Origin of the sequence: Burkholderia semiarida, from assembly GCF_029268935.1 — a bacterium.
GTDB classification, from domain to species: domain Bacteria; phylum Pseudomonadota; class Gammaproteobacteria; order Burkholderiales; family Burkholderiaceae; genus Burkholderia; species Burkholderia semiarida.
Genome location: NZ_JAHLCL010000003.1, coordinates 398692 through 424794, shown reverse-complemented (window position 1 = coordinate 424794; position 26103 = coordinate 398692). Strand labels below are relative to the sequence as shown.

26 protein-coding genes are annotated in these 26103 nt (G+C 69.3%); 8 read left to right on the top strand and 18 right to left on the bottom strand.

The genetic code is table 11. The features are described from left to right. Window positions 1-17: 17 nt before the first annotated feature. The 5 genes from glmS to KPB06_RS05680 form a co-directional block, all read right to left on the bottom strand. Complete coding sequence (gene glmS / locus KPB06_RS05700; RefSeq protein WP_059576396.1) at window positions 18-1835, bottom strand: glutamine--fructose-6-phosphate transaminase (isomerizing); 1818 nt, start codon at window positions 1833-1835, stop codon at window positions 18-20. 54 nt (window positions 1836-1889) lie between these two features. Beyond that, a complete protein-coding gene (glmU, locus tag KPB06_RS05695; protein ID WP_275906066.1) occupies window positions 1890-3251 on the bottom strand; it encodes a bifunctional UDP-N-acetylglucosamine diphosphorylase/glucosamine-1-phosphate N-acetyltransferase GlmU in 1362 nt (453 codons plus the stop codon). Window positions 3252-3386: 135 nt separating this feature from the next. Then, window positions 3387-4382 (bottom strand): tRNA 2-thiocytidine(32) synthetase TtcA, encoded by a 996-nt coding sequence (ttcA, locus tag KPB06_RS05690; RefSeq protein WP_275906067.1) that lies wholly within the window; start codon window positions 4380-4382, stop codon window positions 3387-3389. Continuing rightward, complete coding sequence (locus KPB06_RS05685) at window positions 4379-4783, bottom strand: dihydroneopterin aldolase (protein ID WP_059576406.1); 405 nt, start codon at window positions 4781-4783, stop codon at window positions 4379-4381. Before KPB06_RS05685 ends, ttcA begins: the two co-directional genes overlap by 4 nt. Before the next feature lie 75 nt (window positions 4784-4858). Further along, the gene (locus KPB06_RS05680; RefSeq protein ID WP_226225899.1) at window positions 4859-5602 is read right to left on the bottom strand and encodes an SDR family oxidoreductase; all 744 of its coding nucleotides are present in this window, start codon (window positions 5600-5602) and stop codon (window positions 4859-4861) included. Window positions 5603-5615: 13 nt separating this feature from the next. Here KPB06_RS05680 and KPB06_RS05675 point away from each other — a divergent pair, with 13 nt between their 5' ends. Continuing rightward, window positions 5616-6806 carry a class I SAM-dependent methyltransferase gene (locus KPB06_RS05675; protein WP_059576412.1) on the top strand — a complete coding sequence of 397 codons (1191 nt, stop codon included), beginning with the start codon at window positions 5616-5618 and terminating at the stop codon, window positions 6804-6806. A gap of 44 nt (window positions 6807-6850) precedes the next feature. Then, the gene (locus KPB06_RS05670; protein ID WP_011546377.1) at window positions 6851-7045 is read left to right on the top strand and encodes a DUF2905 domain-containing protein; all 195 of its coding nucleotides are present in this window, start codon (window positions 6851-6853) and stop codon (window positions 7043-7045) included. 58 nt (window positions 7046-7103) lie between these two features. On the opposite strand, the gene KPB06_RS05665 is transcribed toward KPB06_RS05670, so the two are convergent. The 6 genes from KPB06_RS05665 to KPB06_RS05640 form a co-directional block, all read right to left on the bottom strand. After that, a complete protein-coding gene (locus KPB06_RS05665) occupies window positions 7104-7325 on the bottom strand; it encodes a hypothetical protein (RefSeq protein WP_059576415.1) in 222 nt (73 codons plus the stop codon). Between the two features lie 120 nt (window positions 7326-7445). Then, the gene (locus KPB06_RS05660; RefSeq protein ID WP_059641250.1) at window positions 7446-8354 is read right to left on the bottom strand and encodes a carbohydrate kinase family protein; all 909 of its coding nucleotides are present in this window, start codon (window positions 8352-8354) and stop codon (window positions 7446-7448) included. Continuing rightward, window positions 8351-9631 (bottom strand): AGE family epimerase/isomerase, encoded by a 1281-nt coding sequence (locus KPB06_RS05655; protein WP_275906068.1) that lies wholly within the window; start codon window positions 9629-9631, stop codon window positions 8351-8353. The genes KPB06_RS05660 and KPB06_RS05655 overlap by 4 nt, the downstream gene beginning before the upstream one ends. Continuing rightward, window positions 9628-10647, bottom strand: a complete 1020-nt coding sequence (locus KPB06_RS05650) for a LacI family DNA-binding transcriptional regulator (RefSeq protein WP_059576424.1) — start codon at window positions 10645-10647, stop codon at window positions 9628-9630. The genes KPB06_RS05655 and KPB06_RS05650 overlap by 4 nt, the downstream gene beginning before the upstream one ends. Before the next feature lie 370 nt (window positions 10648-11017). Further along, window positions 11018-12862, bottom strand: a complete 1845-nt coding sequence (locus KPB06_RS05645; RefSeq protein WP_060010414.1) for an EAL domain-containing protein — start codon at window positions 12860-12862, stop codon at window positions 11018-11020. Between the two features lie 273 nt (window positions 12863-13135). Next, window positions 13136-14167 carry a bile acid:sodium symporter family protein gene (locus KPB06_RS05640; RefSeq protein ID WP_059576430.1) on the bottom strand — a complete coding sequence of 344 codons (1032 nt, stop codon included), beginning with the start codon at window positions 14165-14167 and terminating at the stop codon, window positions 13136-13138. Window positions 14168-14514: 347 nt separating this feature from the next. Here KPB06_RS05640 and KPB06_RS05635 point away from each other — a divergent pair, with 347 nt between their 5' ends. The 3 genes from KPB06_RS05635 (at window position 14515) to KPB06_RS05625 (ending at window position 17575) form a co-directional block, all read left to right on the top strand. Next, complete coding sequence (locus KPB06_RS05635) at window positions 14515-14997, top strand: hypothetical protein (protein WP_059576432.1); 483 nt, start codon at window positions 14515-14517, stop codon at window positions 14995-14997. Between the two features lie 344 nt (window positions 14998-15341). Then, a complete protein-coding gene (locus tag KPB06_RS05630; protein WP_059576435.1) occupies window positions 15342-16418 on the top strand; it encodes a porin in 1077 nt (358 codons plus the stop codon). Window positions 16419-16612: 194 nt separating this feature from the next. Continuing rightward, the gene (locus tag KPB06_RS05625) at window positions 16613-17575 is read left to right on the top strand and encodes a LysR family transcriptional regulator (RefSeq protein ID WP_059576438.1); all 963 of its coding nucleotides are present in this window, start codon (window positions 16613-16615) and stop codon (window positions 17573-17575) included. Window positions 17576-17701: 126 nt separating this feature from the next. Here the strand turns inward: KPB06_RS05625 and KPB06_RS05620 are convergent, their stop codons facing one another. Further along, window positions 17702-18661, bottom strand: coding sequence for an NAD(P)H-dependent flavin oxidoreductase (locus tag KPB06_RS05620; RefSeq protein ID WP_059576442.1), 960 nt, complete (start codon window positions 18659-18661; stop codon window positions 17702-17704). A 239-nt stretch (window positions 18662-18900) separates the two neighbouring features. Here KPB06_RS05620 and KPB06_RS05615 point away from each other — a divergent pair, with 239 nt between their 5' ends. Next, complete coding sequence (locus KPB06_RS05615; protein WP_060010411.1) at window positions 18901-19797, top strand: alpha/beta fold hydrolase; 897 nt, start codon at window positions 18901-18903, stop codon at window positions 19795-19797. A 76-nt stretch (window positions 19798-19873) separates the two neighbouring features. Here the strand turns inward: KPB06_RS05615 and KPB06_RS05610 are convergent, their stop codons facing one another. After that, the gene (locus KPB06_RS05610) at window positions 19874-20365 is read right to left on the bottom strand and encodes an Lrp/AsnC family transcriptional regulator (protein WP_059576448.1); all 492 of its coding nucleotides are present in this window, start codon (window positions 20363-20365) and stop codon (window positions 19874-19876) included. 112 nt (window positions 20366-20477) lie between these two features. On the opposite strand from KPB06_RS05610, the gene KPB06_RS05605 reads away from it, so the two are divergent. Continuing rightward, entirely contained in the window at window positions 20478-21380 is a 903-nt protein-coding gene (locus tag KPB06_RS05605) for a DMT family transporter (protein ID WP_059576451.1), read from the top strand. Between the two features lie 243 nt (window positions 21381-21623). On the opposite strand, the gene KPB06_RS05600 is transcribed toward KPB06_RS05605, so the two are convergent. From KPB06_RS05600 to KPB06_RS05585, 4 genes are read right to left on the bottom strand one after another with little or no spacing between them, the layout of a single operon-like run. Then, window positions 21624-21830: a DUF1289 domain-containing protein gene (locus KPB06_RS05600; RefSeq protein ID WP_006477621.1), complete on the bottom strand. Its 207-nt coding sequence runs from the start codon at window positions 21828-21830 to the stop codon at window positions 21624-21626. Continuing rightward, window positions 21827-22333, bottom strand: a complete 507-nt coding sequence (locus tag KPB06_RS05595; RefSeq protein ID WP_059576453.1) for a YbaK/EbsC family protein — start codon at window positions 22331-22333, stop codon at window positions 21827-21829. Before KPB06_RS05595 ends, KPB06_RS05600 begins: the two co-directional genes overlap by 4 nt. A 26-nt stretch (window positions 22334-22359) precedes the next feature. After that, complete coding sequence (locus KPB06_RS05590; protein ID WP_059576456.1) at window positions 22360-23292, bottom strand: hydroxymethylglutaryl-CoA lyase; 933 nt, start codon at window positions 23290-23292, stop codon at window positions 22360-22362. Window positions 23293-23324: 32 nt separating this feature from the next. Then, window positions 23325-24266, bottom strand: a complete 942-nt coding sequence (locus KPB06_RS05585; protein ID WP_059576459.1) for a 2-hydroxyacid dehydrogenase — start codon at window positions 24264-24266, stop codon at window positions 23325-23327. A 346-nt stretch (window positions 24267-24612) separates the two neighbouring features. Between KPB06_RS05585 and KPB06_RS05580 the strand changes: the two genes are divergently transcribed. Further along, window positions 24613-25236 (top strand): RBBP9/YdeN family alpha/beta hydrolase, encoded by a 624-nt coding sequence (locus KPB06_RS05580; RefSeq protein ID WP_059576476.1) that lies wholly within the window; start codon window positions 24613-24615, stop codon window positions 25234-25236. A 223-nt stretch (window positions 25237-25459) separates the two neighbouring features. On the opposite strand, the gene KPB06_RS05575 is transcribed toward KPB06_RS05580, so the two are convergent. Beyond that, window positions 25460-25747 (bottom strand): hypothetical protein, encoded by a 288-nt coding sequence (locus tag KPB06_RS05575; protein WP_059576462.1) that lies wholly within the window; start codon window positions 25745-25747, stop codon window positions 25460-25462. Window positions 25748-26103 lie beyond the last annotated feature (356 nt).

Sequence of the window (26103 nt, the reverse complement as noted above, 5' to 3'; positions counted from 1 at the left end):
CATCCCGTCGCGCGGCATTACTCCACTGTCACCGATTTCGCGAGGTTGCGCGGCTTGTCGACGTCGGTGCCGCGCGCGCACGCGGTGTGATACGCGAGCAGTTGCAGCGGCACGACGTGCAGGATCGGCGACAACTGGCCGTAGTGTTCCGGCATCCGGATCACGTGCAGGCCGTCGTCGTTGACGATCTGCGTGTCGGCATCCGCGAACACGTATAGCTCGCCGCCGCGCGCGCGCACTTCCTGCATGTTCGACTTCAGCTTCTCGAGCAGCGTGTCGTTCGGCGCGACCGTCACCACCGGCATCGCTTCGGTGACGAGCGCGAGCGGCCCGTGCTTCAGCTCGCCGGCCGGATAGGCTTCGGCGTGGATGTACGAGATTTCCTTCAACTTCAGCGCGCCTTCGAGCGCGATCGGGTAGTGCAGCCCGCGGCCGAGGAACAGTGCGTTTTCCTTGCGCGCGAATTCCTCCGACCACGCGATGATCTGCGGCTCGAGCGCGAGCACGCTGTTCAGCGCGGCCGGCAGGTGGCGCAGCTCCTTCACGAATTGCGCTTCCTGCGCGGCGTCCACGTGCCCGCGCAGCTTGCCGAGCGTCGCGGCCAGCACGAACAGCGCGACGAGCTGCGTGGTGAACGCCTTCGTCGACGCGACGCCGATCTCGGTGCCCGCGTGCGTCAGGAACTGCATCTCGGTCAGGCGCACCATCGCGCTCGTCGCGACGTTGCACACCGCGAGCGTATGCGTATGGCCGAGCGACTGCGCATGCTTGAGCGCCGCGAGCGTATCGGCCGTCTCGCCCGATTGCGAGATCACGAGCACGAGCTGGCGCGGGTTCGGCACCGACTCGCGGTAGCGGTATTCGCTGGCGATCTCGACCTGGGTCGGGATCTTCGCGATCGATTCGAGCCAGTACTTCGCGGTGAGGCCCGAGTAGTAGCTCGTGCCGCACGCGAGGATCAGCAGGCTGTCGATCTCGGCGAACGCGGCGGGTGCGGCATCGCCGAACAGCGTCGCGTCGAAGGCTTCCGTCTGCGGCACGGTGTCGCCGATCGCGCGCGGCTGCTCGAAGATTTCCTTCTGCATGAAATGGCGATAGGGCCCGAGCTCGACCGCGCCGCCGTACGCGCTGACCACGCGGATCTCGCGCTGCACGGTGGCGCCGTGGCGATCGACGACCGTCACGCCGTCGAGCGACAGCTCGCACACGTCGCCTTCCTCGAGGAACGTGAAGCGGTCGGTGCTGCCCGCGAGCGCGAGCGCGTCGGACGCGAGGAAGTTCTCGCCGTCGCCGTGACCGACGACGAGCGGCGAACCCTGGCGCGCGCCGACGACGGTGTGCGGCTGGTCCTTGTGGATCACGGCGATCGCATACGCGCCGTGCAACTGGTGAACGGCTTCGCGCACCGCGTCGAACAGGTTGCCGCGGTACAGGCTGTGCACGAGGTGCGCGATCACTTCGGTGTCGGTCTGCGACACGAATTCGTAGCCCTTCGCGCGCAGCGTTTCGCGCAGCGTCTCGAAGTTCTCGATGATGCCGTTGTGCACGAGCGCGAGCGCGTTCGACGAGAAGATCGGGTGCGCGTTGTGCGTGACGGGCGCGCCGTGCGTAGCCCAGCGCGTGTGCGCGACGCCGGTCGAGCCTTCGAGGTGCGTCTCGCGCACCTGCGCATCGAGATCGGCGACGCGCGCGACGCTGCGCGCGCGCTTCGGTGCGTCGGGCTCGAGCACGGCGACGCCGCACGAGTCGTAGCCACGGTATTCGAGGCGCCGCAATCCTTCGATCAGCACCGGAACGATATTACGCTGCGCAACTGCGCCGACAATGCCGCACATGAATGGTCAGTCCTGTAAGTCGACGCGGGCGCCGCGCGGGCGCCCGCAAAAGGTTCAGCTCTTCTTCTTGACCGGGCGGACGTAGCCGCTCTTCGCGGTCTGCGTCTTCTCGTTCAACGCGAGGACGCCTTCGGCGACGTCCTTCCAGATCGTCGTGCCGGCGGCGATCGTCACGCCGCGGCCGACGCGCACGGGCGCGACGAGCTGCGTGTCGGAGCCGACGAACACGTCGTCCTCGATCACGGTGCGGAACTTGTTCGCGCCGTCGTAGTTGCAGGTGATCGTGCCCGCGCCGATGTTCACGCGCGCGCCGATGTCGGCGTCGCCGATGTACGTGAGATGGTTCGCCTTCGAGCCGTGGCCGATCACCGCGTTCTTCACCTCGACGAAGTTGCCGACGTGGGCTTCGTCAGCGAGCTGCGCGCCGGGGCGCAGCCGCGCGTACGGGCCGATCACGGTGTTCGCGCCGAGCGTGGCGCCGTCGATGTGCGTGAACGCGTCGATGCGCGTGTCCGCGCCGATCGATGCGTTGCGGATCACGCAGTTCGCGCCGATCGTCACGTTGTCGGCGAGCGTCACGTTGCCTTCGAACACGCAGTTCACGTCGATCGACACGTCGCGGCCGCAGCGCAGCGTGCCGCGCACGTCGACGCGCGCCGGATCGGCGAGCGTGACGCCGTCGGCGAGCAGCGCGTCGGCCACGTTGCGCTGGTGAATGCGTTCGAGCTCCGCGAGCTGCGCCTTGCTGTTCACGCCGAGCGTTTCCCATTCGTCGTCGGGCTGCGACGTGACGACCTCGAAGCCGGCCTCGATCGCGAGTTCGACGACGTCGGTCAGGTAGTACTCGCCCTGCGCGTTCTCGTTCTTCAGCGCGCCGAGCCACATCGACAGCTGGGCCGTCGGCGTGACGATGATGCCGGTGTTGATCTCGGCGATCCTCAGCTCTTCCGGCGATGCATCCTTCTGCTCGACGATGCGCGTGACGAAGCCGGACGCGTCGCGCACGATCCGGCCGTAGCCGGTCGGGTCGTCGAGCGTGACGGTCAGGATCCCGTAGCGGCCCTCGCGCGCGGCGTCGACGAGACGCCGCAGCGTCGACGCGCGCGTGAGCGGCACGTCGCCGTACAGCACGAGCGTCGGTTGCGCGGGATCGAGCAGCGGCAGCGCCTGGCGCACCGCGTGGCCGGTGCCGAGCTGTTCGGCCTGCACCGCGAACTGGACGTCGGGCGCGGCGACGGCGGCCTGGACCTGCTCGGCGCCGTGACCGACGACGACGACCAGCCGGGACGGCTGCAGCGTGCGTGCGGTGTCGATGACGTGGGAGAGGAGCGGCCTGCCGGCCAGGGGGTGAAGCACTTTCGGCAGCGCGGAGCGCATGCGCTTGCCGGTGCCTGCCGCCAAAATCACGATATTCATGGCGCCAGCTTGTCAGAGGAGTTTGAAGCCGTCCATTTTAGCATGCGGCCCCTGGCGCTCCGGGCCTGTCGCGGCGGGGCGACGGCGCCGGAAAGGGCGGCCGGCGCCCGGTTCCGGCGGGTGTTCCGCCCCTGCTTACAGGTCGTCGAACTGGACGATCGAGATCGGCCGGGCGGCGCCCGGCGCCGCCGACTCGTCACCCGACGCGCACGGTTCCTCGTCGAACGCGATGTCGCCTTGCGGGTCGGCCTCGCCCGTCGCGCGCAGCGACTGGAACGGATACAGCGTCGTGTCCATCAGGTGCGACGGCACGACCTTCGCGAGCGCGTTGAACATGTTGTCGACGCGGCCCGGGAAGCGCTTGTCCCAGTCGCGGATCAGCGCCTTCATTTCCGCGCGCTTCAGGTTCGGCTGGCTGCCGCACAGGTTGCACGGGATGATCGGGAATTCGCGCAATTCCGCGTATTTCTCGAGATGGGTTTCCTTCACGTACGCGAGCGGGCGGATCACGATGTTCCTGCCGTCGTCCGACTGCAGCTTCGGCGGCATCCCCTTCAGCTTGCCGCCGTAGAACATGTTCAGCAGCAGCGTCTGCACGATGTCGTCGCGGTGATGGCCGAGCGCGATCTTGGTCGCGCCGAGCTCGCCGGCCACGCGGTACAGGATCCCGCGGCGCAGCCGCGAGCACAGCGAGCAGGTCGTCTTGCCTTCCGGCACGAGCCGCTTGACGATGCTGTAGGTGTCCTGGTTCTCGATGTGGAACGGCACGCCGACCTGCGTCAGATATTCGGGCAGCACATGCTCGGGGAAGCCCGGCTGCTTCTGGTCGAGGTTCACCGCGACGATGTCGAAGTCGATCGGCGCGCGCTCGCGCAGCCGCAGCAGCACGTCGAGCATCGCGTAGCTGTCCTTGCCGCCCGACAGGCACACCATCACCTTGTCGCCGTTCTCGATCATGTTGTAGTCGCCGATCGCCTGGCCGACCTGGCGCACGATCCGCTTGAACAGCTTGTTGTTCTCGTACGCTTCCTTCTGCTCGCGGCGCGTGAGCGCGGGGCGGCCGGCCGACGCGGCGGCGTCGTCCAGCGTGGCGGCGTCGGCCGCCGTGTCGTTCATGTGGGGGGCGTTCATGCGCGCTCCTCGTCCTTGATGCGAAAGACTTCGACGCCGACGGCGTCGCAGTCCGGATAGGCGTCCGGTTTCTCGGTACGGACGCGTACCGCGCGCACGGTGTCGTGCGCCAGCAGGTGCGCGGCGATCGAATCGCACAGCGTTTCCTGCAGGTGGATGTGGCCGCGCGCCAGGCATTGCGCGACGCTCTGCTTCATCAGGTCGTAGTCGACGACTTCGTGCAGCCGGTCGTCGACCGGGGTGGACAGCGCGAGCGGCACGAACAGGTCGATGTTGATGACGACGCGCTGCTCGCCGCGCTTCTCGTGTTCGAAGGCCCCGATGTTGATGTGCACCTCGTAGTCGCGCAGGTAGAGCCTGCGGCAATCCGCGAGGCGGGGGTGCAGGAGAGCGGAAAACATGGTCGTCCCAGTCAAATTGGCGTGCGCGCACGCAAAGCGGCGCGGGCGGCGGCTCTCAGGCCGCGCCCGCGCGGTTCATTCATTCGGGCCGGCGGCGGGCGGCACCAGGTGCTCGCCGCCGTCGACTGTCAGTGTCGCGCCGGTGACGCCGGGCGCGCTCGCGAGATAGCAGGCGGCCGCCGCGATGTCGTCCGCGTGGGGCGCGTGGCCGCGCACCAGCGCCGCGACCCGCACCTTCGGCGCGAGCGCCAGCGCGAGCGCCGACGTCGCGCGGTTCAGTGCGGCCTGCATCAGCGCGTGCGACAGCTGCGCTGGCGCCGGGTGAAACAGGGCCTGATCCAGTACGTGGATCGCGCACGCGCGCAGCGTTTCGTCGTCGCGCGCGGCGTCGGGCGTCGCGTCGGCGAGTGCGCGCGCCAAGGCGAGCGGCGCCGTCACGTTGCGTGCGAGCGCAGCAGCGAGCGACGCGCCGTCCACCGTGTGCGCGTCGTCGGCGCCGGCGCTGGCGCTGACGAACACCGCGCACGCGGGCCGGCCGAGCGCTTCGCCGCACGCGGCGACGAGCGCGGCCGCATCGGTTTCCAGGGCCAGATTGGCGTCGAGCACGGCCGCGCGACGGCCGAGCGCCGCGACTTCGGCGACGAGCGCGTCGGCGGCCGCGCGCGGCGCGCCGTGGCCGCGCTGCAGCGCGACGTCCCAGCCCCGGCGGGCGAAACCCGTCGCGAGCGCACGGCCGATCGACGCGGCGTCGGCCGCGCTGCCCAGGGCGCCCGTGACGAGCACCACGCGTGGGGTCGACGTATCGGCTGAAACGGTCATTTACAATGCCGGGATGAACCCGAAAGCTCACGAACCCGCTAGTTTACCTGCTCCCGGCCCTGACGCGCTCGCGCAGTCCGAAACCCTCGCCGCGCAACTGCGCGACGAGATCGCGACGGCCGGCGGCTGGCTGCCGTTCGACCGCTTCATGGAGCGCGCGCTGTATGCGCCGGGCCTCGGTTATTACAGCGGCGGCGCGCGCAAGTTCGGGCGTCGCGCCGACGACGGCAGCGACTTCGTCACCGCGCCGGAGCTGTCGCCGCTATTCGCGCAGACGCTCGCGAATCCGGTCGCCGAAGCACTGGCGGCGAGCGGCACGCGCCGCGTGATGGAATTCGGCGCCGGCACGGGCAAGCTCGCGGCCGGGCTGCTCGCGGCGCTCGACGCGCCGGGCGTCGAACTCGACGAATACCTGATCGTCGACCTGTCCGGCGAACTGCGCGAGCGGCAGCGCGACACGATCGAAGCCGCGGTGCCGGCGCGGGCCGCGAAGGTGCGCTGGCTCGACGCGCTGCCTGAGCGGTTCGAGGGTGTCGTGGTCGGCAACGAGGTGCTCGACGCGATGCCGGTGCGCCTCTTCGCGAAGGCGGACGGCGCGTGGCGCGAGCGCGGCGTCGCGCTCGACGCGCGGCAGGCGTTCGTGTTCGACGACCGGCCGGTCGGCGCGGCCGCGTTGCCGGCGGTGCTCGCGGGGCTGGACGTCGGCGACGGCTACGTGACCGAAACGCACGAGGCCGCGCTGGCGTTCACGCGCACCGTCTGCACGATGCTCGCGCGCGGCGCTGTGCTGCTGGTCGACTACGGTTTCCCTGCGCACGAGTACTACCACCCGCAGCGCGACCGCGGCACGCTGATGTGCCACTACCGCCACCACGCGCACGACGACCCGTTCGTGTACCCGGGCCTGCAGGACATCACCGCGCACGTCGAATTCACCGGCATCTACGACGCGGGCGTCGCGACCGGCGCCGATCTGCTCGGCTACACGTCGCAGGCGCGCTTCCTGTTGAACGCGGGCATCACCGACGCGCTGGCCGCGATCGATCCGTCCGACGTCCACGCGTTCCTGCCGGCCGCGAATGCGGTGCAGAAGCTGATCTCGGAGGCCGAGATGGGCGAGCTGTTCAAGGTGATCGCGTTTTCGCGCGGGATCGACGGCACGCTCGACGCGTTCGCGCGCGGCGACCGTTCGCACGCGCTCTGACGGGCGCGACACATGTACGTTCCCCATGTAAACGGGCCTCAGGCATGCTGCGCTGGCTATTGACGACGTTCATCGCGGTGATGATCCTCACGCGCTGCTGGCCGTGGCTCGGCAAGCTCGGCATCGGACGGATGCCGGGCGACGTCACGCTGACGCTCGGCGGGCGGCGCTACCCGTTCCCGTTCATGTCGACGCTGGTGCTGACGATGCTGGTATCGATGGTGGCGCGGCTGCTCTGAATCGAGCGGGACGGCGCGTCGCGGTCGCGCCGCGGCGCGCGCGTGAGGGTGCTGCGCGTCACAGCTCGATCTCGCCGAGGATCCGGTGCGCGAGCGCCTTGGCTTCCTCGAACGCTTCTTCCTCGCTCGAACTCGTCGTGTGGACGTCGTAGCGCATGTTTTCCGTCTCGTCGCCGTCGTCCCGCGCCAGGATCACGTAGCCCTGAAACTCGCCGTTGTCCGAGCGGTGCGTATGCGCCTTGGCCGTGTAGATGCCTTTGGTGAACGTGTTCGTGTCCATCGTGCCTCTCCCGCAATAGGACGCTTCATCGTAGCACTGCGGCGCAGCATGGTGAATGCGGTTTATCGGTGACCGATCGGCGGCCGGCCACCGTTCCTTCTTCGCCTCTTCAGCGTGCCTTCACCCTTCAAGCAGCGCGACGACCTCGTCGAGCGTCGGGGCGTGCGCGCCCGTATGCCGGCACGCGGCGGCGCCGGCCGCCACCGCGAACGCGAGATGCTCGCGCCACCCGCGCCGCGGCGCGGCCATCAGGCTGAACAGCAGGCCGCCGATCGACGCGTCGCCCGCGCCGACGGTGTCGGCCACCTCGACGCGCGGCGGGCTGGCTTCGTGCACGTCGCCGTCCGCATGGAGCGTGGCCGCCTGCGCGCCGCGCGTGACGAGCACGGCCGCCCGCGGGTTCAGCGCGCGCACCGCCGCGATCGCGTCGGGGCCGTCGCCGCCGAACAGGTGCCGCAGGTCTTCGTCGGACACCTTGATCAGGTCGGCGAGGGCGGCCATCTTCTCCAGCGTCGGCCGGTACGCGGCCGTCATCAGGTTCCGCACGTTCGGGTCGAAGCTGATCTTCACGCCGCGCGCATGCAGGTCGGCCGCGAGCGCGGCCAGCGTGCTCGCGAGCGGTTCGCGCACGAGGCTGATGCAGCCGAAATGCGCCCATTTCACGTGATCGGTCCAGCCGGCCGGCAGCCGTGCCGGATCGAACGCGAGATCCGCGCTCGCTTCGCCGATGAAGAAGTACGCGGGCGGGCGCGTCTCGTGGACGATCGCGAGCAGCGGCGGCCGCGCGACGCGCTGCAGGAAGCGCAGGTCGAGGCCGGCCGCTTCGCTCGCGCGCCACAGCACGTCGGAGAAGCAGTCTTCGCCGATCGCGCCCGCAAGCGCGCTCGGCACGCCGAGCCGCGCGACCGCGCGCGCGACGTTCCAGCCGGCGCCGCCCGGCACCGACGTCCACTGCGCGTCGCCCGCGCGCACCATGTCGGTCAGGATGTCGCCCGCCGACACGAAAGCCGGAAACGTGCCGCCGCTCATTGCGTCGGCTCGCTGCGTTGCGCGCGCGCGAGGGTCGCGAGCACGTCGTAGCAGGCGCCCATCGTGTGGTAGTCGGTCTTGCCGGCCGGGCTCTTCTCGTCGCTGTACTTGCGGTTGTCGCAGGTGAGGATCCGGTACCACGCGCCGTAGCGGTGATCGACGAAGTGCGCCCAGCTGTAGCGCCAGATCTCGTCGTACCAGTCCCAGAAACGCTCGCTGCCGGTGCGCGCGCCGAGCATCGCGGCCGCCGCGAAGGTTTCCGCTTGCACCCAGAAATACTTGTTGTGGTCGCAGATCGTGAAGTCCGGGCCAAAGCCATAGCAGAGGCCGCCGTGATCGGCGTCCCATGCGTGCGTGAGCGCCGCGTCGAACAGCTCGGTCGCGCGCGGCACGAGCCAGTCGAGCGGGCGGTGCCGCTCGAGGATCAGCAGCAGCTTCGCCCACTCGGTCTGGTGCCCGGGCTGGAAGCCCCACGGGCGGAAGATGTTCGAGCTGTCTTCCTTGTTGTAGTCCCAGTCGACCGACCAGTCCGCATGGTAGTGCTCCCACACGAGCCCCCCCGACAGCGCGGCCTGGCGCTGCGTGATGTGGGTGGCGAGCTTTTCCGCGCGATCGAGGTACGTGAGGTGGCCGGTCGCCTCGTAGGCGGCGAGCAGCGCTTCCGTCATGTGCATGTTCGCGTTCTGGCCGCGATACGTCGATACGTTCCAGTTCGGCGTCGCGTCGTCCGCATAGAGGCCCGCGGCCGCATCCCAGAAGCGGTGCTCGGTGAGCTCGTAGGTGGCCGCGATCAGCGGGCGCGCTTCGTCGATGCCGGCCATCGTCGCGTGGGCGGCCGCGAGCAGCACGAACGCGAGGCCGTAGCAGTGGCGCGTGCCGTCGAGCGTCGCGCGCTTCGCGCCGTCGCGCCAGTCGAGCTCCCAGTCGTAGCCCTGCAGCGCGTCGTCCCAGTGCGCGTCGCGCAGGAAGCGCAGCCCGTGGCGCGCGTATTCCAGGTGGCGCGGATCGCCGAAATGCCGGTACGCCATCGCGTAGTTGAAGACGAACCGGCAACTGCTGACGAGATGGCGCGACGTGCGGTTGTAGATGCTGCCGTCGTCGCGGAAGTAGTGGTAGAAGCCGCCCGTCGGGTCGAATGCGTTGGCCGCGTAGAAGCGCAGCGTGTCTTCGACGTGCGACAGCAGGAACGACGGATCGCGGAAGCTCGCGACGAACGGTGCGGCTGGCGCGTGGCCGGCCGGCGCGGCGGCGCGGGGTTGGACCGGAGGCATGTTCATGATTCTTGGACCGTGGCGGTATCGAGTGCCGGGGAGCCGGCGGGCTGGCTGCTGGCCCGCACGATCAGCTCGACGGGCAGGGAAATCTCGGTGCGCTCGGGCGCTTCGGCGAGCAGCAGCTCGACGCCGCGGCGGCCCAGCGCTTCCTTGTCGACCGCGAGCGTCGTGAGCGGCGGGCTCGCGTGCGCGGCGGCCGGGATGTCGTCGAAGCCGACGATCGCGATGTCGTCCGGAATCCGCAGCCCGCGCGCGATGCACACGCGCTGCGCGGCCAGCGCGGCCGCGTCGTTGTACGCGAACACGGCTTCGGGCCGCGGGCCCGGCGCGTCGAGCAGTTGCTCCATCGCACGCGCGGCGCCCGTGTCGGGGTCGAGCCCGGCGTCGATCGTCACTTCGTACGCGGGATCGAACAGCCGCCCGGCTTCGAAGAACGCGCGCCGATAGCCGATCGCGCGCTGCGCGATGCTGTAGTGCGCGGCCGAGCCGCCGATGAAGGCGATCCGCGAGCGGCCGGTGGCGAGCAGGTGGCGCATCGCGAGTGCCGCGCCGGTCGCGTTGTCGATGTTGACCGAGCGCAGCCCGGGCGCCCACAGGTCGATCAGCACGAGCGGCCGGCCGGTGGCGGCGAGCGCCTCGATCGTCTCGGGCTCGATGAAGCCGGCGACCGCGATCGCGTCGGGCGCGTGCGGGCGCATCTGGCGCAGCACGTCGTCGTTCGGGCCGACCGTGAGCAGCGTCGGGACGATGCCGCGCTCGCGGCACGCGTCCTCGACGCCGTGCAGCACGTGCGAGAAGAACGGGCTCGCGGGAAAGCGGTTGTGCTGCCGGTGCAGCAGGAACGTGAGCCGGCGGATGCGCGGCCGCAACTGGGCGGGATCGTAGCCGAGCTGCTGCGCGATCCCGACGATGCGCGCGCGCGTGGCTTCGGACAGGCCGGGCTGGTTTTTCAGCGCGCGGGAGACGGTGCCGATCGAAACCTCAGCCGCCCGCGCCACATCGCGAATGGTCGTACCCATCGTTCGGGGTCCGGTTTGTTTAGGGTGGAGGCGATTGTATAGTAAAACACATTGCGGAATTCGGGCCGGATAACCGGGGAATACCCGCAAATAGCGGATTTTTAAGCGCTAATCTGCGAAAACACCGTTACTAAAAATACTAAACAAAACGCGAAAAAGGCAAGGTGGGCGTGCGGGTGTCCGGCGGTGCCGACGCAGCGCCGCAAAATGGGCAGTCGGATCGCGCGCCCGTGCGAGCGTGGGGGCGCCGTGGCCGTGACCGATGACGATGAGAGGCCGTTGCGCGACAGCCGAACGTTGCGGCGGCCGGGCATCGCCCCCGTCGCACGGTGCACCGGTTTTCCGTGCGTCGCGGGCGACCGTCCGTCGTTCAGCCGGCCGCCACCGCCACGGCCGGCGGTTCGCCGCGATGCCGCAGCGCGGCGCGGCCGGCATCGAGATCGACGACCGCGAGCCCGTCCGGCTGCTGCTTCGCCCGCCGCTTCGCGAGCGCGGCGACCGACGCGATCTCGTCGCTGCCGTAGCGTTTCGCGCCGTGCGCGCCGGCCGGCACGCCCACCGCGCCGATCGCCATCGTCACGAAGCCGAAGAACGCCGGGTTGCCGTGGCGGTCCTCGCCATGCAGCCCGCCCGCCTGCCGGTCGGCCTGCGTGTAGAAGAGCCGCGCGCCGTCGTTGAAGCGCGCGATCGCGTCGGCGGCGCGCTCGCGCCAGTCGTCGCGCTGGAACAGCACCAGGAAATCGTCGCCGCCGACATGGCCGAGAAAGTCGCGCTGCGGGTCGCATACGCCGGCCAGCACGGTCGCGGCGAACTTCAGCACTTCGTCGCCTTGCCAGTAGCCGTACTGGTCGTTGAACGGCTTGAACTGGTTCAGGTCGACGTAGCACGCATGAAAGCCGGCGTCGCGCTGGAGCAGGCGGTCGATGTGCGCGCTGATCGGGATGTTGCCGGGCAGGAAGGTCAGCGGATTCGCGTAGCGCGCGGCCTCGATGCGCATTTCGGTCACCGTGCGCACCAGGCTCTCGCCGGTGCCGAGCCCGACATAGCGGCCGTGTTCGGTGATCACGAAGCCGTCCGCGAGATAGCGCTGGTCGTGGCTCGCGAGCAGCAGCGCGAGTTGCTCGAAGGTCGTCGCGTTGTCGATCATCAGCGGCGCATCGTTCGCGAACTGCAGGCACGGCTTCTTCCCGAACACCTCGCGGTGATACGGCAGCGCGAAACGGTCGATGAAGCCGCGACGATTGACGAGCGCGACGGGCCGCCCGCGCTCGACGAGCGCGACCGCGTGCAGGTCGGGCATCCGGTTGAACAGGTCGAGCACGTCGTTGCTGGTCGCGTCGCGCGGCAGCGCCGGGGCGGGCACGAGCATCTTCCCGGCGATCGTGCCGGCCGGCCGCACCGCGCGCGTCATGCCGGGAAACACCGCGATGTGCGGCGCGCGGATCGCGTCGCGCGCGGCCGGCGCGACCACCCGCGACGGCTGCGCGTTCGGCCGGCCGAGCAGGAAGCCCTGCACGCAGCAGATGCCCATGTCGCGCACGACGATCAGGTCGCATTCGTTCTCGATGCCTTCCGCGATCAGCTTCGCGCCGCTCGCCTGCGCGAAGTGCTGCATCGCCTTCACGGCCTCGAACTTGAGCGGGTCGCGCGCGATGTCGTGGATGAAGAAGCGGTCGATCTTCACGAGGTCCGGGTGCAGGCGCAGCCACAGGTTCATGCTCGCGTTCGCGGTGCCGTAGTCGTCGAGCGCGAACTGGATGCCGGCGTCGCGCAGCGACGCGACCGCCGGCCCGATGTCCGCGAGATCGGGAATCGCGTTCTGCTCGGTGAGCTCGATCACGATGCGTTCGGCGCCGATGTGCGCGCGGCCGAGGAACTGGCATGCGCGCTCGCGTTCGCTGGCGAGCGTGAGGATGGTGCCCGCGCTGAAATTGAGGAACAGCTTGCCGTCGCAGCCGAGCGCCGCGAACGCGTCGAGGCAGGCTAGCGCGGCCGCCCGTTCGAGCGCGATGGTTTCGCCTTCGCGCGCGGCCTGCGCGAACAGCGCGGCGGGCGGCTCGAGGTCGGTGCCGCGCGGGCCGCGGATCAGCCCTTCGTAACCGACGACCGTCCCCGACCCGAGGTCGACGATCGGCTGGAAGACGGCGGCGAGCGCGCGATCCGCGATCAGGCGCGAGGTGCGGGTGGCGGCGGAACCGGAGTGGGGCGCGGGCATGGGCGAGGGCAGCCGAATCGACGGGACGTCCGGCTTAACGGCATCGCGCGCGGAGAATTGAATGAAGATTTCGTGACATGACCGGCGTTGCCGGTGCATCGCGCCGGATGCGCGTCGGCGCGTGGCCGGAAGGGGCGAGGGACCGAAAACGGGGGGCGATGAGCGGTAGGCGGAAAGCGGAAAGCGGAAGGCGGAAGGCGGAAGGCGGAAGGCGGAAGGCGGAAGGCGGAAGGCGGAAAGCCGCCCGCGGCGGCCATCGCGCCCCCGGACGCGTCAGCGCTTGCCCGCGCTCAGCGCGCCGGACGCGGCCGTCGCGCCGCGCTCGTCGTGCTCGCCGCTCGTGTCGCGCGCGCCCCAGCGCTGCGCGAGCGCCGCGCACGCCATCAGCTGGATCTGGTGAAACAGCATCAGCGGCAGCACGATCGCGCCGACCGCGTTCGCCGAGAAGATCACCTTCGCCATCGGCACGCCGGCCGCGAGGCTCTTCTTCGATCCGCAGAAGATGATCGTGATCTGGTCGGCACGGTTGAAGCCGAGGCGCTTGCTGACGAACGCGGTCAGCAGCAGCGCGATCGCGAGCAGCACGAGGTTGACGACGAGCAGGCCGCCGAGCGCGCGCGGCGGAATCTGGTGCCACAGCCCCTCGTTGACGGCCTCGCTGAACGCGACGTAGACGACCAGCAGGATCGAGCCCTGGTCGACGAAGCGCAGCACGCCGCGATTGCGGTCGATCCAGCCGCCGATCACGGGCCGCAGCAACTGCCCGGCGATGAACGGCACGAGCAGTTGCATCACGATGCTGCCGACGGTGCTCCACGGCGACGCGGCCGCAGCCGACTGCGACGTGATCATCAGCCCGACGAGCGCAGGCGTGACGAAGATCCCGAGCAGGCTCGAAGCGGAGGCCGCGCACACGGCGGCCGGCACGTTGCCCTTCGCGATCGACGTGAACGCGATCGACGACTGGACCGTCGACGGCAGCGTGCAGAGGAACAGCACGCCCGCATACAGCGTCGGCGTGACGAGCGGCTGCAGCACGGGTTTCAGCGCGAGGCCGAGCAGCGGGAACAGCGCGAACGTGCTGAGCAGCACGAGCGCGTGCAGCCGCCAGTGCGTCGCGCCCGCGACGACGGCTTCGCGCGACAGTTTGGCGCCATGCAGGAAAAACAGCAGGCCGACGGCGATGTTGGTCGCCCAGTTGAACGCGTGGGCGGCCGGGCCGCGGCAGGGCACGAGGCTCGCCAGCACGACGGTGCCGACGAGCGCGAGCGTGAAGTTGTCGGGAAGAAAACGGGGACGGGCCATCGGGAACTCGATTCGGAAACGACGAAGGCGCGCGTCGCGCGCGCGGATGGCGTTATTGTCCCGGTTGACGATTCACTACACAAATTCATTGTGCGAATCGATTGATGAATCGGTGGCATGCAACGGCGGCCGCCGTACGAGTCGCGGCGGCGGCCAAAACCGCGGAAGAACGTTCCGTCGCGATCGCGCCCGGAAGTGAAAAAACCTAGCAGTAACATGGTGTTACACCGATGCCGGCGACATAACACTTTTTGGCTCGACACGCTTTCCCCCCGCTCATAAATTACTGCTGAAAGCCTTGGGTCGGCCGAAAGGAGCCGACGGCGGGCGTCGATGGGCACGGAACGATGACGGAACGGGTGAAACGGAAGATCGGACGATGGGCGGCATGCGTGCTCGGCACGCTGCTGATGCCGCTCGCGCTCGCCCAGCCTCCCCACGGCGGTCACGGGTTCGGCAGCCACGGCTTCGGCGGCGGCGACATGCGCGCGTACGGTCAGCCCGCCGGCGGCGCTCCGGTGTGGCGTCGCGTGCCGCCGTCTGCCGGCGTGCGTCCCGGCGGCGTGAGCGGTGCCGGCTCCCGCTGGGGGCTGCGCCCGACACCGTCGTACGGCCATTACGCCGCGCAAAGCCCGTATCGGCCGATCAACGCCGAAGTCCGCCAGATGCCGCGCCCGCCCGGCGGCGGCAACGTCCCGCTGCGAGCCGGCTCGATCCGCGCCGACGTCGCGCGCTACAACGAGGAGCGCGGCGGCCGCCCGATGCCGCCGCCTCGCTCGCAGGAAGAGCCTGCGCACTCGCCGTTTTTCTCCCCGTTCTACCGAAACTGAGCGCCCCGGCGCTCGTCCCCTTGCCGGCTGATGCGAATTCGCCACAGTCGCGCGCAGATTCCCGCTGATTTTCCCGCCGCATTGCGCTATCTTTCGCGCCCGGCACGCCATGCCGCGCCGCCGCCCGCCCGTGCGACCGCGTTCGTGCCGGGCCGCCGCCGTGCGTGCGGCCATGGATACCTGCCGCGAAGTTAATGCCGACGCTATACCCGCAATAAGCGTGCGCAATTTTGACCGGACGAATGATCCGTAAAGATGGCTGCGCCCCATACGACGCAAGCACTCGGCTCCATACAACAACGCTCGCGCCACTTATCGACTATTCGACAAAACCTGGAGATCCCATGAAAGCACTCGCCCGCCGTGCGTCGCGCACGTCCGTCAAGCTGATCGCCGCAGCCGCCTGCGTGGCGGCTGCCGCACCCGTCCATGCGCAGTCGAGCGTCTCGCTCTACGGGCAGGTTGACGAATGGGTCGGCGCCACCAAGTTCCCGGGCGGCGATCGCGCGTGGAACGTGTCGGGCGGCGGCATGTCGACGTCGTACTGGGGCCTGCACGGCGCCGAGGATCTCGGCAGCGGCTACAAGGCGATCTTCACGCTGGAGAGCTTCTTCCGTGCGCAGAACGGCCAGTACGGCCGCTTCCAGGGCGACACGTTCTTCGCGCGCAACGCGTACGTCGGCATCAGCTCGCCGTACGGCACGGTGACGGCGGGTCGCCTGACGACGCACTTGTTCCTGTCGACGATCCTGTTCAACCCGTTCTACGACTCGTACACCTTCTCGCCGATGGTGTATCACGTGTTCCTCGGCCTCGGCACGTTCCCGACCTATCCGAGCGACCAGGGCGCGGTGGGCGATTCGGGCTGGAACAACGCGCTGGGTTACACGTCGCCTTCGTTCGGGGGCCTGAACTTCGGCGCGATGTACGCGCTCGGCAACCAGGCCGGCGACAACCGTTCGAAGAAGTGGAGCGCGCAGTTCAACTACGCGAACGGCCCGTTCGCGGCGACCGCCGTGTATCAGTACGTGAACTTCAACAACGGCCCGCAGGACCTGAGCGCGCTCGTGACCGGCATGAAGAGCCAGGGCATCGCGCTGGTCGGCGCCACCTACGACCTGAAGCTCGTGAAGCTGTTCGGCCAGTACATGTATACGAAGAACGACCAGGTCGCGGGCAGCTGGCACGTGAACACCGCGCAGGGCGGCGTGTCGGTGCCGATCGGCGTGGGCAACGCGATGGCGTCGTATGCGTACTCGCGCGACGCGGGCGGCCTCGACCAGACGCGCCAGACCTGGGCCGTCGGCTACGACTATCCGCTGTCCAAGCGCACCGACGTCTACGGGGCCTACATGAACGATCACATCAGCGGCCTGTCGACCGGCAACACGTTCGGCGCCGGCATCCGCGCGAAGTTCTGACGCGCACGCGCGATCGGTGCGCCGGCCTCGCGTCGATCGCGCGTTCCGGCTGCATGTTTTCCTGCCCGTCATTTTCAGTCCGAAGCGGCGCCGCCACCCGCGGCGCCGTTTTGCCTTTCTTGACCTTTCTGTTTCCCCGCCTTTGTTACCCTATCTCGTAATTGGTCGATTTCCCGGGATTGCGAGCTAGTTCGATGGATACCCTCGTCAGCATGAATGTGTTTCGCTACGTCGTCGAAGTGGGCAGCTTCGTCGGCGCGGCGGAGCGCATGCAGATGTCGGCGGCGATGGCGAGCAAGCACGTGATGCACCTCGAGCAGCAGCTCGGCGCCCGGCTGCTGCATCGCACGACACGACGCGTCGCGCCGACCGAGGCGGGACGCGAATACTACGAGCGCCTCGTGCAGGCGCTGTCCGAACTCGACGAAGCCGGGCAGGCCGTCGGCGCCGCGAGCGTGGTGCCGCAGGGCCGGCTGCGCGTGACGTCGCTGTCCGCGTTCGGGCTGCGGCACGTGATGCAGGCCGTCACCGATTATGCGGGCCGGTTCCCGGACGTGACCGTCGACATGACGCTGTCCGATCGCGTGGTCGACCTGATCGAGGAGGGCTACGACGTCGCGGTGCGCGCGGCGCCGAACGGATTGAAATCGTCGTCGCTGGTCGCGCGCCAGATCGCGACCGCGCACATCCTGCTGGTCGCGTCGCCTGCGTATCTGGAGAAGCACGGCACGCCCCGGACGATCGCCGATCTCGCGAATCACAACTACCTGCGGCGCGATTCGAATTCGACGATGCTCGATTCGCTGGTGATCGACGCGGCCGCCGCGTCGCGCGTGAGCCTGAACGGCAACCTGATCGTGAACCATCTCGAAGGGCTGCGCGCGGCCGTGCTCGCCGGCGCGGGCATCGCGCTGCTCGGCACCGAAGTGGTCGGCGACGACATCGAAGCGGGCCGGCTCGTGCCGGTGCTGCTCGATTCGGTGCCGCCGCACGAGGCGCCGATCTATGCGGTGTACGCGAGCCGTCGTCACGTGTCCGCGAAGGTGCGCTCGTTCGTCGACTTCCTCGCCGCGCGTTTCGAGGGGCAGTCGCTGTGTCCGTCGATCGAATCGCGCCTGCGCGTGCTGCCGATCACGCGGATGAAGCGCGCGGGCTGAGCCGCGTCGTTCCGCCGCGGCGGGGCAATAAAAAAGCGCGAACCGCTGCGGTTCGCGCTTTTTTCGTTGGGGCGACGATCTCGCGCCGATGGCGGCCGATGGCGGCCACCACGGCCGCCGCATCCTTCAGCGCGGGATGCCGAGCCGCGCCTTCGCGTCGTCGTACTCGCGCTTGAGCCGCTCGACGAGCGCAGCCACGCTCGGTAGATCGTCCATCAGGCCGACGCCCTGGCCGGCGCCCCAGATGTCCTTCCATGCCTTGGTTTTGTCGCTGCCGAAATTCATCTTGGTCTTGTCGGATTCCGGCAGCGCGTCCGGATCGAGGCCGGCCTTCTCGATGCTCTCGCGGATGTAGTTGCCGTGCACGCCCGTGAAGAGGTTCGTGTAGATGATGTCCGACGATTTCGCGTTCAGGATCGCGTGCTTGTAGTCGTCGATCGCGTGCGCTTCCTGCGTCGCGATGAAACGCGTGCCCATGTACGCGAAGTCGGCGCCCATCGCCTGCGCGGCGAGGATCGAGCCGCCGTTCGCGATCGAGCCGGACAGCACGATCGGGCCGTCGAAGATCTTGCGGACTTCGCCGACCAGCGCGAACGGCGACGTCGTGCCCGCGTGGCCGCCGGCGCCGGCCGCGACGAGGATCAGCCCGTCGACGCCGGCTTCGAGCGCCTTCTGCGCGTGGCGCAGGTTGATCACGTCGTGCAGCACGATGCCGCCGTAGCCGTGCACCGCATCGACGATCTCGCGCGCCGGCGCGCGCAGGCTCGTGATGAAGATCGGCACCTTGTGCTCGACGCACACGCGCACGTCGTGCTCGAGCCGTGCATTCGACTGGTGGACGATCTGGTTGACCGCGATCGGGCCGATCACCGCGTCGGGATGTTTCGCCTTGTGCTCGGCGAGTTCCGACTGGATTTGCGTGAGCCACTCGTCGAGCAGTTCGGCCGGGCGCGCATTGAGCGCGGGGAACGAACCGACGATGCCCGCCTTGCATTGCGCGAGCACGAGTTCGGGGTAGCTGACGATGAACATCGGCGACGCGATGACGGGGAGCGTCAGGTTCTGCAGGACGGTGGGCAATGCCATGTGATGTCTCCAGTCTCCGGGGGCGTGGCGGTCGAACGGTGATTCGAGTGTAGCCGCGGAACGCATTCGGTCATATTAATACGAACGGTCGTGCGATTCTACGCGAGCTTAGCAAAAGGCGCGGTGTGCCGGCAATCGAGTGAGTGTTCTCTTTCTACGGTTTCGGGCGGTGACCTCGCTGTGAAGACGCGCCGGCACTTTTAAAATAGCCGCCATAACAAACCAACGAGAAACAAACCATGTCGTTTGACGCGTTTGCATCGTTTCGCGTGACGGTGCAGGACACCGACATCTTCGGTGTCAAAGGAGGCGCGGGGCCGCCGCTGCTGTTGCTGCACGGCCATCCGCAGACCCACATGATCTGGCATCGCGTTGCCGCGACGCTTGCGAATCACTTCACGGTGATTGCCACCGACCTGCGCGGCTACGGCGCATCGGGCCGGCCGCCGAGCGACGCGCGGCACGCGCCGTATTCGAAACGGGCGATGGCGGCGGACCAGGTCGCCGTGATGCGGCATTTCGGCTTCGAGCATTTCCATGTGTGCGCGCACGATCGCGGCGCGCGGGTCGCGCACCGGCTCGCGCTCGATCACGCGAATGCCGTCGAGCGGATGATGCTGCTCGACATCGCGCCGACGCTCGCGATGTACGAGAAAACCGATCGCGCGTTCGCGACCGCGTATTTCCACTGGTTCTTCCTGATCCAGCCCGAGCCGCTGCCCGAGACGCTGATCGGCGGGCACACCGATGCGTACATCGAACGCGTGATGGGCAACCGCTCGGCCGGGCTCGCGCCGTTCGTGCCCGAGGCGCTCGACGCGTACCGGGCGGCGCTCGCGCAGCCGGGCGCCGTGCATGCGATGTGCGAGGACTACCGCGCGTCGGCGACGATCGATCTCGAGCACGACCGTGCGGACCTCGAACGCGGCAACAAGGTCGCGTGCCCGCTGCGCGTGCTGTGGGGCGAGCACGGGGTCGTCGGCCGCTGCTTCGATCCGCTCGACGAATGGCGGCGCGTCGCGCGCGACGTCAGCGGCCGCGCGCTCGACTGCGGGCACTACATTGCGGAAGAGGCGCCGGCCGCGCTGATCGACGAACTGCTCGCGTTCTTCGAGGCGCGCGACCCAGCCGCGTGACGGTGCGTGCGGGCGTGCCGCCCGCGGTTCAGTGGTGTGCGCCGCCGACGGCTCGGCGGTATGCGCCGCCAGCGGCTCAGCGACGCGCGTGGTCGTCTTCGACGAGCGGCGGCAGGCGGCGCGGCACGGGCGTCGATTTCACGATCGCGGTGCTCGTCTCCGCGCGCTCCGTCACCTTCGACAGGATGTCGTCGAGGTGCTCGATCGTGCGCAGGTAGAGCCGGCAGATGAAGCAGTCGTCGCCGGTGACCTTGTCGCATTCGACGAATTCCGGAATCCGCCGCAGCAACTCCTCGACCAGATGCAACTGGCCCGGCAGCGGCTTCACGCGGACGATCGCCTGCAGCGTATAGCCGAGCGCGCGCGGGTCGAGCTCGACGGTGAATGCGGCGATCACGCCTTGCGCCTCGAGCCGCCGCACGCGGTCGGCGGTGGCGGGCGCCGACAGACCGATCTGCCGGGCGAGTTCGCTGGTCGCGATGCGTGCGTCGTCGGCCAGCGCGGCGACGATCGCGCGGTCGGTCGCGTCGAGCGACGCGACGGCGGGCGGGGAAAGGCGTTTCGGCATGATTGCTTTGGTTTCGAAGGTGAATCGGCTGATTGGCTTCAGTTTAGCCGTGGTTGTGGCGAAGGCAAGTTTCTAGAATCGAAGTCATCCCCTCTCTTCAACGGAATCCATGATGGCCACGAATGAAATTCGCCGCGGCGCCGCCGAGATGATCGTCGCGATGCTGATGTCCGGCACGATCGGCTGGCTCGTGATGTCGTCGCAGCAGCCGCTGACCAATGTCGTGTTCTTCCGCTGCGTATTCGGCACGGCGACGCTCGCGATCGTCTGCGCGGCGTTCGGCTTCCTGCGCCGCTCGCTGTTCTCGCCGCGGATGCTCGTGCTCGTGACGCTCGGCAGCCTCGCGATCGTCGCGAACTGGCTGCTGCTTTTCGCCGCCTATTCGCGTGCGTCGATCTCGATGGCGACCGCCGTCTACAACACGCAGCCGTTCATGCTGGTCGCGCTCGGCGCGATCGTGTTCCGCGAGCGGATCACCGCGTCGACGGTCGCGTGGCTCGTGCTCGCGTTCGCGGGGCTCGTGTTCGTGGTGCGCGTCGAGCCGGCCGTGCTCGCGGTGCCCGGCGCATATCTGGAAGGCGTCGCGCTGTCGCTCGGCGCGGCGTTCCTGTATGCGATCTCGTCGATCATCACGAAGCACCTGAAGGGCACGCCGCCGCATCTGCTCGCGTTGCTGCAGGTCGGCCTCGGCATCGTGCTGCTCGCGCCGTTCGCGCACTTCGACACGTTGCCGGCGACGGCCGGGCAATGGGCCGACCTGATCGTGCTCGGCATCGTCAACACGGGGCTGATGTACGTGTTGCTGTACGGCGCGGTGCAGAAGCTGCCGACCGCGATGACGGGCGCGCTGTCGTTCGTCTATCCGGTCGTCGCGATCGCCGTCGATCGCATCGCGTTCGGGCAGACGCTCGCGTGGACGCAGATGTTCGGCGCGCTGCTGATCCTGCTCGCGGCGGCCGGCGTGAACCTCGGCTGGCGCATCGTGCCCGCGCGTCGCGAGGCGGTCGGCAACTGATACGGTCGGACGATTCGGCGCGGCTGCGCGGTCGCGCCGCGGCGCGCCGACTGCGCGTGTCGGGAACGGCGATTGCGCGCGAGAGGGCGTCGCGTGCAGCCGCGAAAAGCGCGGCAGGAAGTTGTAGGGAAACACCCGATGCGATGCGGCCGCGTCGCTCGTATGATGCGGGCTGTGACGTTGATCACGTTCACAGGATTCCGATCTCGATGCCGTTCGCCCGTGAGGCTGAACGGCTTTTTTTTATGTCTCGCTGCCCGCGATCAGGCGCCGCCGCGCGTCCAGCCGCGCGAGCAGCGCGCGCCTCGCGTCGTCGTCCGACTCACGCCATCCCTTGATCTCGCCGCGCGTGCGCAGGCAGCCCGCGCACCAGTCGGTGCGCGGATCGATCCGGCAGACGTCGGTGCACGGCGACGCGACCGTGGCGACCGGCATCGTCACGTCGCTCATGCGGACTCCCGCAACGCGACGTCCGCGACGGGCGCGCCCGTCAGCGACACGAGCTCGTGCGGCGACAGGTTGAACACCGCGTGCGGATGGCCGGCGGCGGCCCACAGGCTGTCGAGCGCGAGCAGGTCGGCGTCGATCAGCGTGATCGGTTCGACCAGATGGCCGATCGGGCAGACGCCGCCGATCGCATAGCCGGTGTTGTCGCGCACGAACTTCGCGTCCGCGCGGCCGACCGGGCCGACCTGCGCGGCGACCTTCTTTTCATCGACGCGGTTGACGCCGCTCGCGACGACGAGCACGGGCGCGTCGTCGGCCTGCCGGCGAAACAGGATCGACTTCGCGATCTGCGCGACCGAGCAGCCGAGCCCGGCCGCGGCCTCGGCCGACGTCTTGCCGGTTTCGGCGAGCATCACGATGCCTTTCGCATGGCCGCGCTCGCGCAGCAGCAGCGCGACGCGTCGCGCGGAATCGGGCAGGGAGTCGAATGAAGCGGGTGTCGTCATGTTGGAGAATCCGTGGAGTGGCGCGATCAGACGCAGTTCGCGGCGTCGGCCGCGCTCTGCGCCTTGGCGAGCAGTGCGCGACCGGCGCGCGACACGTTCGCGCGGCCGATCGCGTTGGAGATGAAGTCGCCGGCGGCGACGACCTGCGCGAGATTGATGCCGGTCTCGATGCCGAGGCCCTGCATCAGGTACAGCACGTCCTCGGTCGCGACGTTGCCGGTCGCGCCTTTCGCGTACGGGCAGCCGCCGAGGCCCGCGACCGACGCGTGGAAGATCTCGATTCCTTCGAACAGCGCCGCGTAGATGTTCGCGAGCGCCTGGCCGTAGGTATCGTGGAAATGGCCCGACAGGCGTTCGCGCGGGAACACGCGCGTCACCGCCGCGAGCACTTCGCGCGTGCGCTTCGGCGTGCCGACGCCGATCGTGTCGGCGATGTCGATCTCGTCGCAGCCGAGCGCGGCGAACCGCTCGACGACGTCGACCACCGACGCCACCGGCACCTCGCCCTGATACGGGCAGCCGAGCGCGCACGACACGCTGCCGCGCAGCCGCAGGCCCGCATCCTTCGCGGCCTTCGCGACGGGCTCGAAGCGCGCGATGCTCTCGGCGATGCTGCAGTTGATGTTCCGCTGCGAGAACGCCTCGCTCGCCGCGCCGAAGATCACGACTTCGTCCGCGCGGGCGGCGAGCGCATGCTCGAAGCCCTTCAGGTTCGGCGTGAGCACCGAGTACACGGTGCCCGCGCGGCGCTCGATGCCGGCCATCACGTCGGCGCCGTCGGCCATCTGCGGCACCCATTTCGGCGACACGAACGACGCGGCCTCGACGTTGCGAAAACCGGCGCGCGACAGCCGGTCGACGAGCGCGATCTTCACGTCGGTCGGCACGAAGGTCTTCTCGTTCTGCAGGCCGTCGCGCGGGCCGACTTCGACGATCTTGACGGCGGTGGGGAACGTCATGGTTGTCTCCTGGTTTCTCTTTGTGGCGGAATTCAGTAGCCGCGTGCGTAGTCGACGATGCCGCTGACGGGCGCGCCGCGCTCGAACGCGCGGATCTTGCCGGCGATCTGCTCGACGGCTTCCGCGCGCAGCGTCTCGGCCGAGCTGTGCGGCGTGATCGTGATGCGCGGCGCGCGCCAGAACGGATGGTCGTCCGGCAGCGGTTCGTGCTGGAACACGTCGAGCGTGGCCGCGGCGACCTGGCCGCTCGCGAGCGCGTCGAGCAGGTCGGCTTCGACGAGATGCGCGCCGCGCGCGACGTTGACGACGTATGCGCCGCGCGCGAGCCGCGCGAATGCGCGCGCCGACAGGATGCCGTCGGTGTCGCGCGTGCTCGGCAGCAGATTGACGAGCACTTTCGCGCCGTCGATGCACGCGTCGAACGCGCCGTCGCCGGCGAACGTGGTGACGCCGTCGAGCTGCTTCACGCTGCGGCTATAGCCGCGCACCGGCAGGCCGAGTGCGGCGAGCGCGCGGGCGACCTGCGCGCCGAGCACGCCGAGCCCGAGGACGGCGACGGTGAAGCTTGCGCGCGCGTGCGGTTCGAGCGGCTGCCAGCGGCGTTCGCGCTGGAGCAGGTCGTATTCGTCGAAGCGGCGCAGGTAGCGCAGCACCGCGTGCGTCACGTATTCGACCATCTGCCGCGCCATGCCCGAATCTTCGAGCCGCACCAGCGGCACGTGCGCGGGCAGCGTGCCCGGATGGGCGTGCTCGAGCGCGAGCAGCGCATCGACGCCCGCGCCGAGGTTGAAGATCGCGCGCAGGCCGTCGCGCGGCGTGAAGAACTCGCGCGGCGCGCGCCATACGAGCGCGTAGTCGGCGGCGGCCGTATCGCCCGGCTGCCACGCGCGCAGTTCGGCTTCCGGCAGCGCCCGCGCGATCTCGTCGCGCCATGCGTCGGCTTCCTGATGCGGTGAATGGAACAGGATCTTCATTGCGCGAGGGCGCGCGCGCCGGCGAGGCGCGTCACGGGAACGGTGAGCGGAGCCGGGCGCGGCGCGCCGGCGGACATGGCGGACATCGGGCGTCTCCTGACGGACGGCCCGGCGCGTCGGCGCGGGGCCCGGTTCCGTGTGAAGCTGACGGGAAGCCCACATTCTACGGTTTCGCCGCGCGTTGCGCCGCCGCACGGAGCGTGCGGCCGATGCGGGCCGTCGTCGCGCGGTGGCCGGGCCGCCGGCGGTCATCGCCCCGCGCAAAAGCAAAGCACAAAATATTGGTTCGGTCGCCGCGTACCCGACGCCACAATCGAACCTCGTGTTCAAGCAAGCGAGGGCAATCATGCGCGCATGCAGCAAATCGGCGTGGCCGCCGCGGCTCGTCACCGTTCCGGGCCTGCACGGCAGCGAAGGCGCCCACTGGCAGACCTGGCTCGAGCGGCAGTTCCCGCGCTCGTTGCGCGTCGAGCAGCACGACTGGGACGCGCCCGATCTCGCGGGCTGGGCGCAATCGGTGCGCGCGCTGCTCGATCGCGAGCGCGGCCCGTTCGTGCTCGCCGCGCACAGCTTCGGCTGCCTCGCGGCCGCGCATGCGCTCGCGCAGTGGCCGCACGTGGGCGATGTGGCGGGCGTGCTGTTCGTCGCGCCGGCCAGCCCGAAGAAATTCACGTTTGCCGGACCGTTCGACGCGCGCCGGCTCGCGGTGCCGTCGATCGTGATCGGCAGCGAGACCGATCCGTGGATGCCGCTCGCCGATGCTCGCGCACTCGCGCAGCGCCTGGGCAGCGCGTTCGTGAACCTCGGCGACGCCGGGCACATCAACACGGCGGCCGGCTTCGGGCCGTGGCCGCGCGCGAAGTACTTCATCGACACGCTGGTGCATTGCGCGGCGCCGCTGCGCTTTCGCGACGCGGACGACGGCTTCGAGGCCGCGCGCGTCGACCGCGCGCTCGCGCACGCGGTCTGACGCGCAGGCCGCGCGGTGGCTGTCGCGCCTACGGCGCGGAAACGGGCCTGACGGCGGCCGGGGGCCGAACAGCGGCGCGGCCATGCTCGACACGGCCCGCGAAGCGGCGCGGCACCGTGCCGTTCACGCCGCCATCCACCGTGTCGTCATGCCGGTGGCGGCGCGACGCGAGCGCCCACCGCGCTCCCCGAGCGGTACCGACTCCTGTCAGGCGACAGCGGGATCAGCCCGGCATCGACGCGGCGGCGCTCGACGCGGCCGCGTTCGTGGCGGGCTTCGCATCGTCGTCGTCATCGGGCGGGTAGTGCACGACGGGCGGCGCGAGCGGCGCGGCATCCGACGCGGCGGCGTTCGCGCTCGCGCCGCTGTTGAACGCGCTGGCGGCGCCGTTCGATGCGCCGGCCTGCGGCGCGGCGGCGTCGGTCGCGTTGGCGTCGTGCGGTGCGTCGTCGCTGCAGGCGGCGACGAACACGGCGGCACACAGAACGACGGCGACGAAAACGCGACGCATGACTTCTCTCCTGGCAAGGCTGATCGGGAAACGTTTTCGAGTATGCCGCCGCGATGCGACGTTTCGGTGAATCGTTTGCGATTCCGGCGGCATCGCGACATGTTTTCGTCACGCTGACCGGATGCCTTCGCGGTAATCGGCCGCGGCACGCATGGCGGAATTTTCCAGCGAACGCGGATGCTGCGCGCATTTACACGGCGCGCAACGCCTCGGCCCGGCCGTGGCGACGCGGACGCCATGCGCGGCACGGCACATGCGGCCGGCAATTTGTGACCGATGCGTTGCCGGTCACGTCGAAAAATCCGGGCGTTATTGCCGCTTCGTCAGCGAACGGCCAGCCGTGCGCCAGCGTGGCG

Coding starts and splice junctions, on each gene's coding strand:
- glmS (WP_059576396.1), bottom strand. CDS start 1,835: ATGTGCGGCATTGTCGGCGCAGTTGCGCAGCGTAATATCGTTCCGGTG.
- glmU (WP_275906066.1), bottom strand. CDS start 3,251: ATGAATATCGTGATTTTGGCGGCAGGCACCGGCAAGCGCATGCGCTCC.
- ttcA (WP_275906067.1), bottom strand. CDS start 4,382: ATGAACGCCCCCCACATGAACGACACGGCGGCCGACGCCGCCACGCTG.
- KPB06_RS05685 (WP_059576406.1), bottom strand. CDS start 4,783: ATGTTTTCCGCTCTCCTGCACCCCCGCCTCGCGGATTGCCGCAGGCTC.
- KPB06_RS05680 (WP_226225899.1), bottom strand. CDS start 5,602: ATGACCGTTTCAGCCGATACGTCGACCCCACGCGTGGTGCTCGTCACG.
- KPB06_RS05675 (WP_059576412.1), top strand. CDS start 5,616: ATGAACCCGAAAGCTCACGAACCCGCTAGTTTACCTGCTCCCGGCCCT.
- KPB06_RS05670 (WP_011546377.1), top strand. CDS start 6,851: ATGCTGCGCTGGCTATTGACGACGTTCATCGCGGTGATGATCCTCACG.
- KPB06_RS05665 (WP_059576415.1), bottom strand. CDS start 7,325: ATGGACACGAACACGTTCACCAAAGGCATCTACACGGCCAAGGCGCAT.
- KPB06_RS05660 (WP_059641250.1), bottom strand. CDS start 8,354: ATGAGCGGCGGCACGTTTCCGGCTTTCGTGTCGGCGGGCGACATCCTG.
- KPB06_RS05655 (WP_275906068.1), bottom strand. CDS start 9,631: ATGAACATGCCTCCGGTCCAACCCCGCGCCGCCGCGCCGGCCGGCCAC.
- KPB06_RS05650 (WP_059576424.1), bottom strand. CDS start 10,647: ATGGGTACGACCATTCGCGATGTGGCGCGGGCGGCTGAGGTTTCGATC.
- KPB06_RS05645 (WP_060010414.1), bottom strand. CDS start 12,862: ATGCCCGCGCCCCACTCCGGTTCCGCCGCCACCCGCACCTCGCGCCTG.
- KPB06_RS05640 (WP_059576430.1), bottom strand. CDS start 14,167: ATGGCCCGTCCCCGTTTTCTTCCCGACAACTTCACGCTCGCGCTCGTC.
- KPB06_RS05635 (WP_059576432.1), top strand. CDS start 14,515: ATGACGGAACGGGTGAAACGGAAGATCGGACGATGGGCGGCATGCGTG.
- KPB06_RS05630 (WP_059576435.1), top strand. CDS start 15,342: ATGAAAGCACTCGCCCGCCGTGCGTCGCGCACGTCCGTCAAGCTGATC.
- KPB06_RS05625 (WP_059576438.1), top strand. CDS start 16,613: ATGGATACCCTCGTCAGCATGAATGTGTTTCGCTACGTCGTCGAAGTG.
- KPB06_RS05620 (WP_059576442.1), bottom strand. CDS start 18,661: ATGGCATTGCCCACCGTCCTGCAGAACCTGACGCTCCCCGTCATCGCG.
- KPB06_RS05615 (WP_060010411.1), top strand. CDS start 18,901: ATGTCGTTTGACGCGTTTGCATCGTTTCGCGTGACGGTGCAGGACACC.
- KPB06_RS05610 (WP_059576448.1), bottom strand. CDS start 20,365: ATGCCGAAACGCCTTTCCCCGCCCGCCGTCGCGTCGCTCGACGCGACC.
- KPB06_RS05605 (WP_059576451.1), top strand. CDS start 20,478: ATGGCCACGAATGAAATTCGCCGCGGCGCCGCCGAGATGATCGTCGCG.
- KPB06_RS05600 (WP_006477621.1), bottom strand. CDS start 21,830: ATGAGCGACGTGACGATGCCGGTCGCCACGGTCGCGTCGCCGTGCACC.
- KPB06_RS05595 (WP_059576453.1), bottom strand. CDS start 22,333: ATGACGACACCCGCTTCATTCGACTCCCTGCCCGATTCCGCGCGACGC.
- KPB06_RS05590 (WP_059576456.1), bottom strand. CDS start 23,292: ATGACGTTCCCCACCGCCGTCAAGATCGTCGAAGTCGGCCCGCGCGAC.
- KPB06_RS05585 (WP_059576459.1), bottom strand. CDS start 24,266: ATGAAGATCCTGTTCCATTCACCGCATCAGGAAGCCGACGCATGGCGC.
- KPB06_RS05580 (WP_059576476.1), top strand. CDS start 24,613: ATGCGCGCATGCAGCAAATCGGCGTGGCCGCCGCGGCTCGTCACCGTT.
- KPB06_RS05575 (WP_059576462.1), bottom strand. CDS start 25,747: ATGCGTCGCGTTTTCGTCGCCGTCGTTCTGTGTGCCGCCGTGTTCGTC.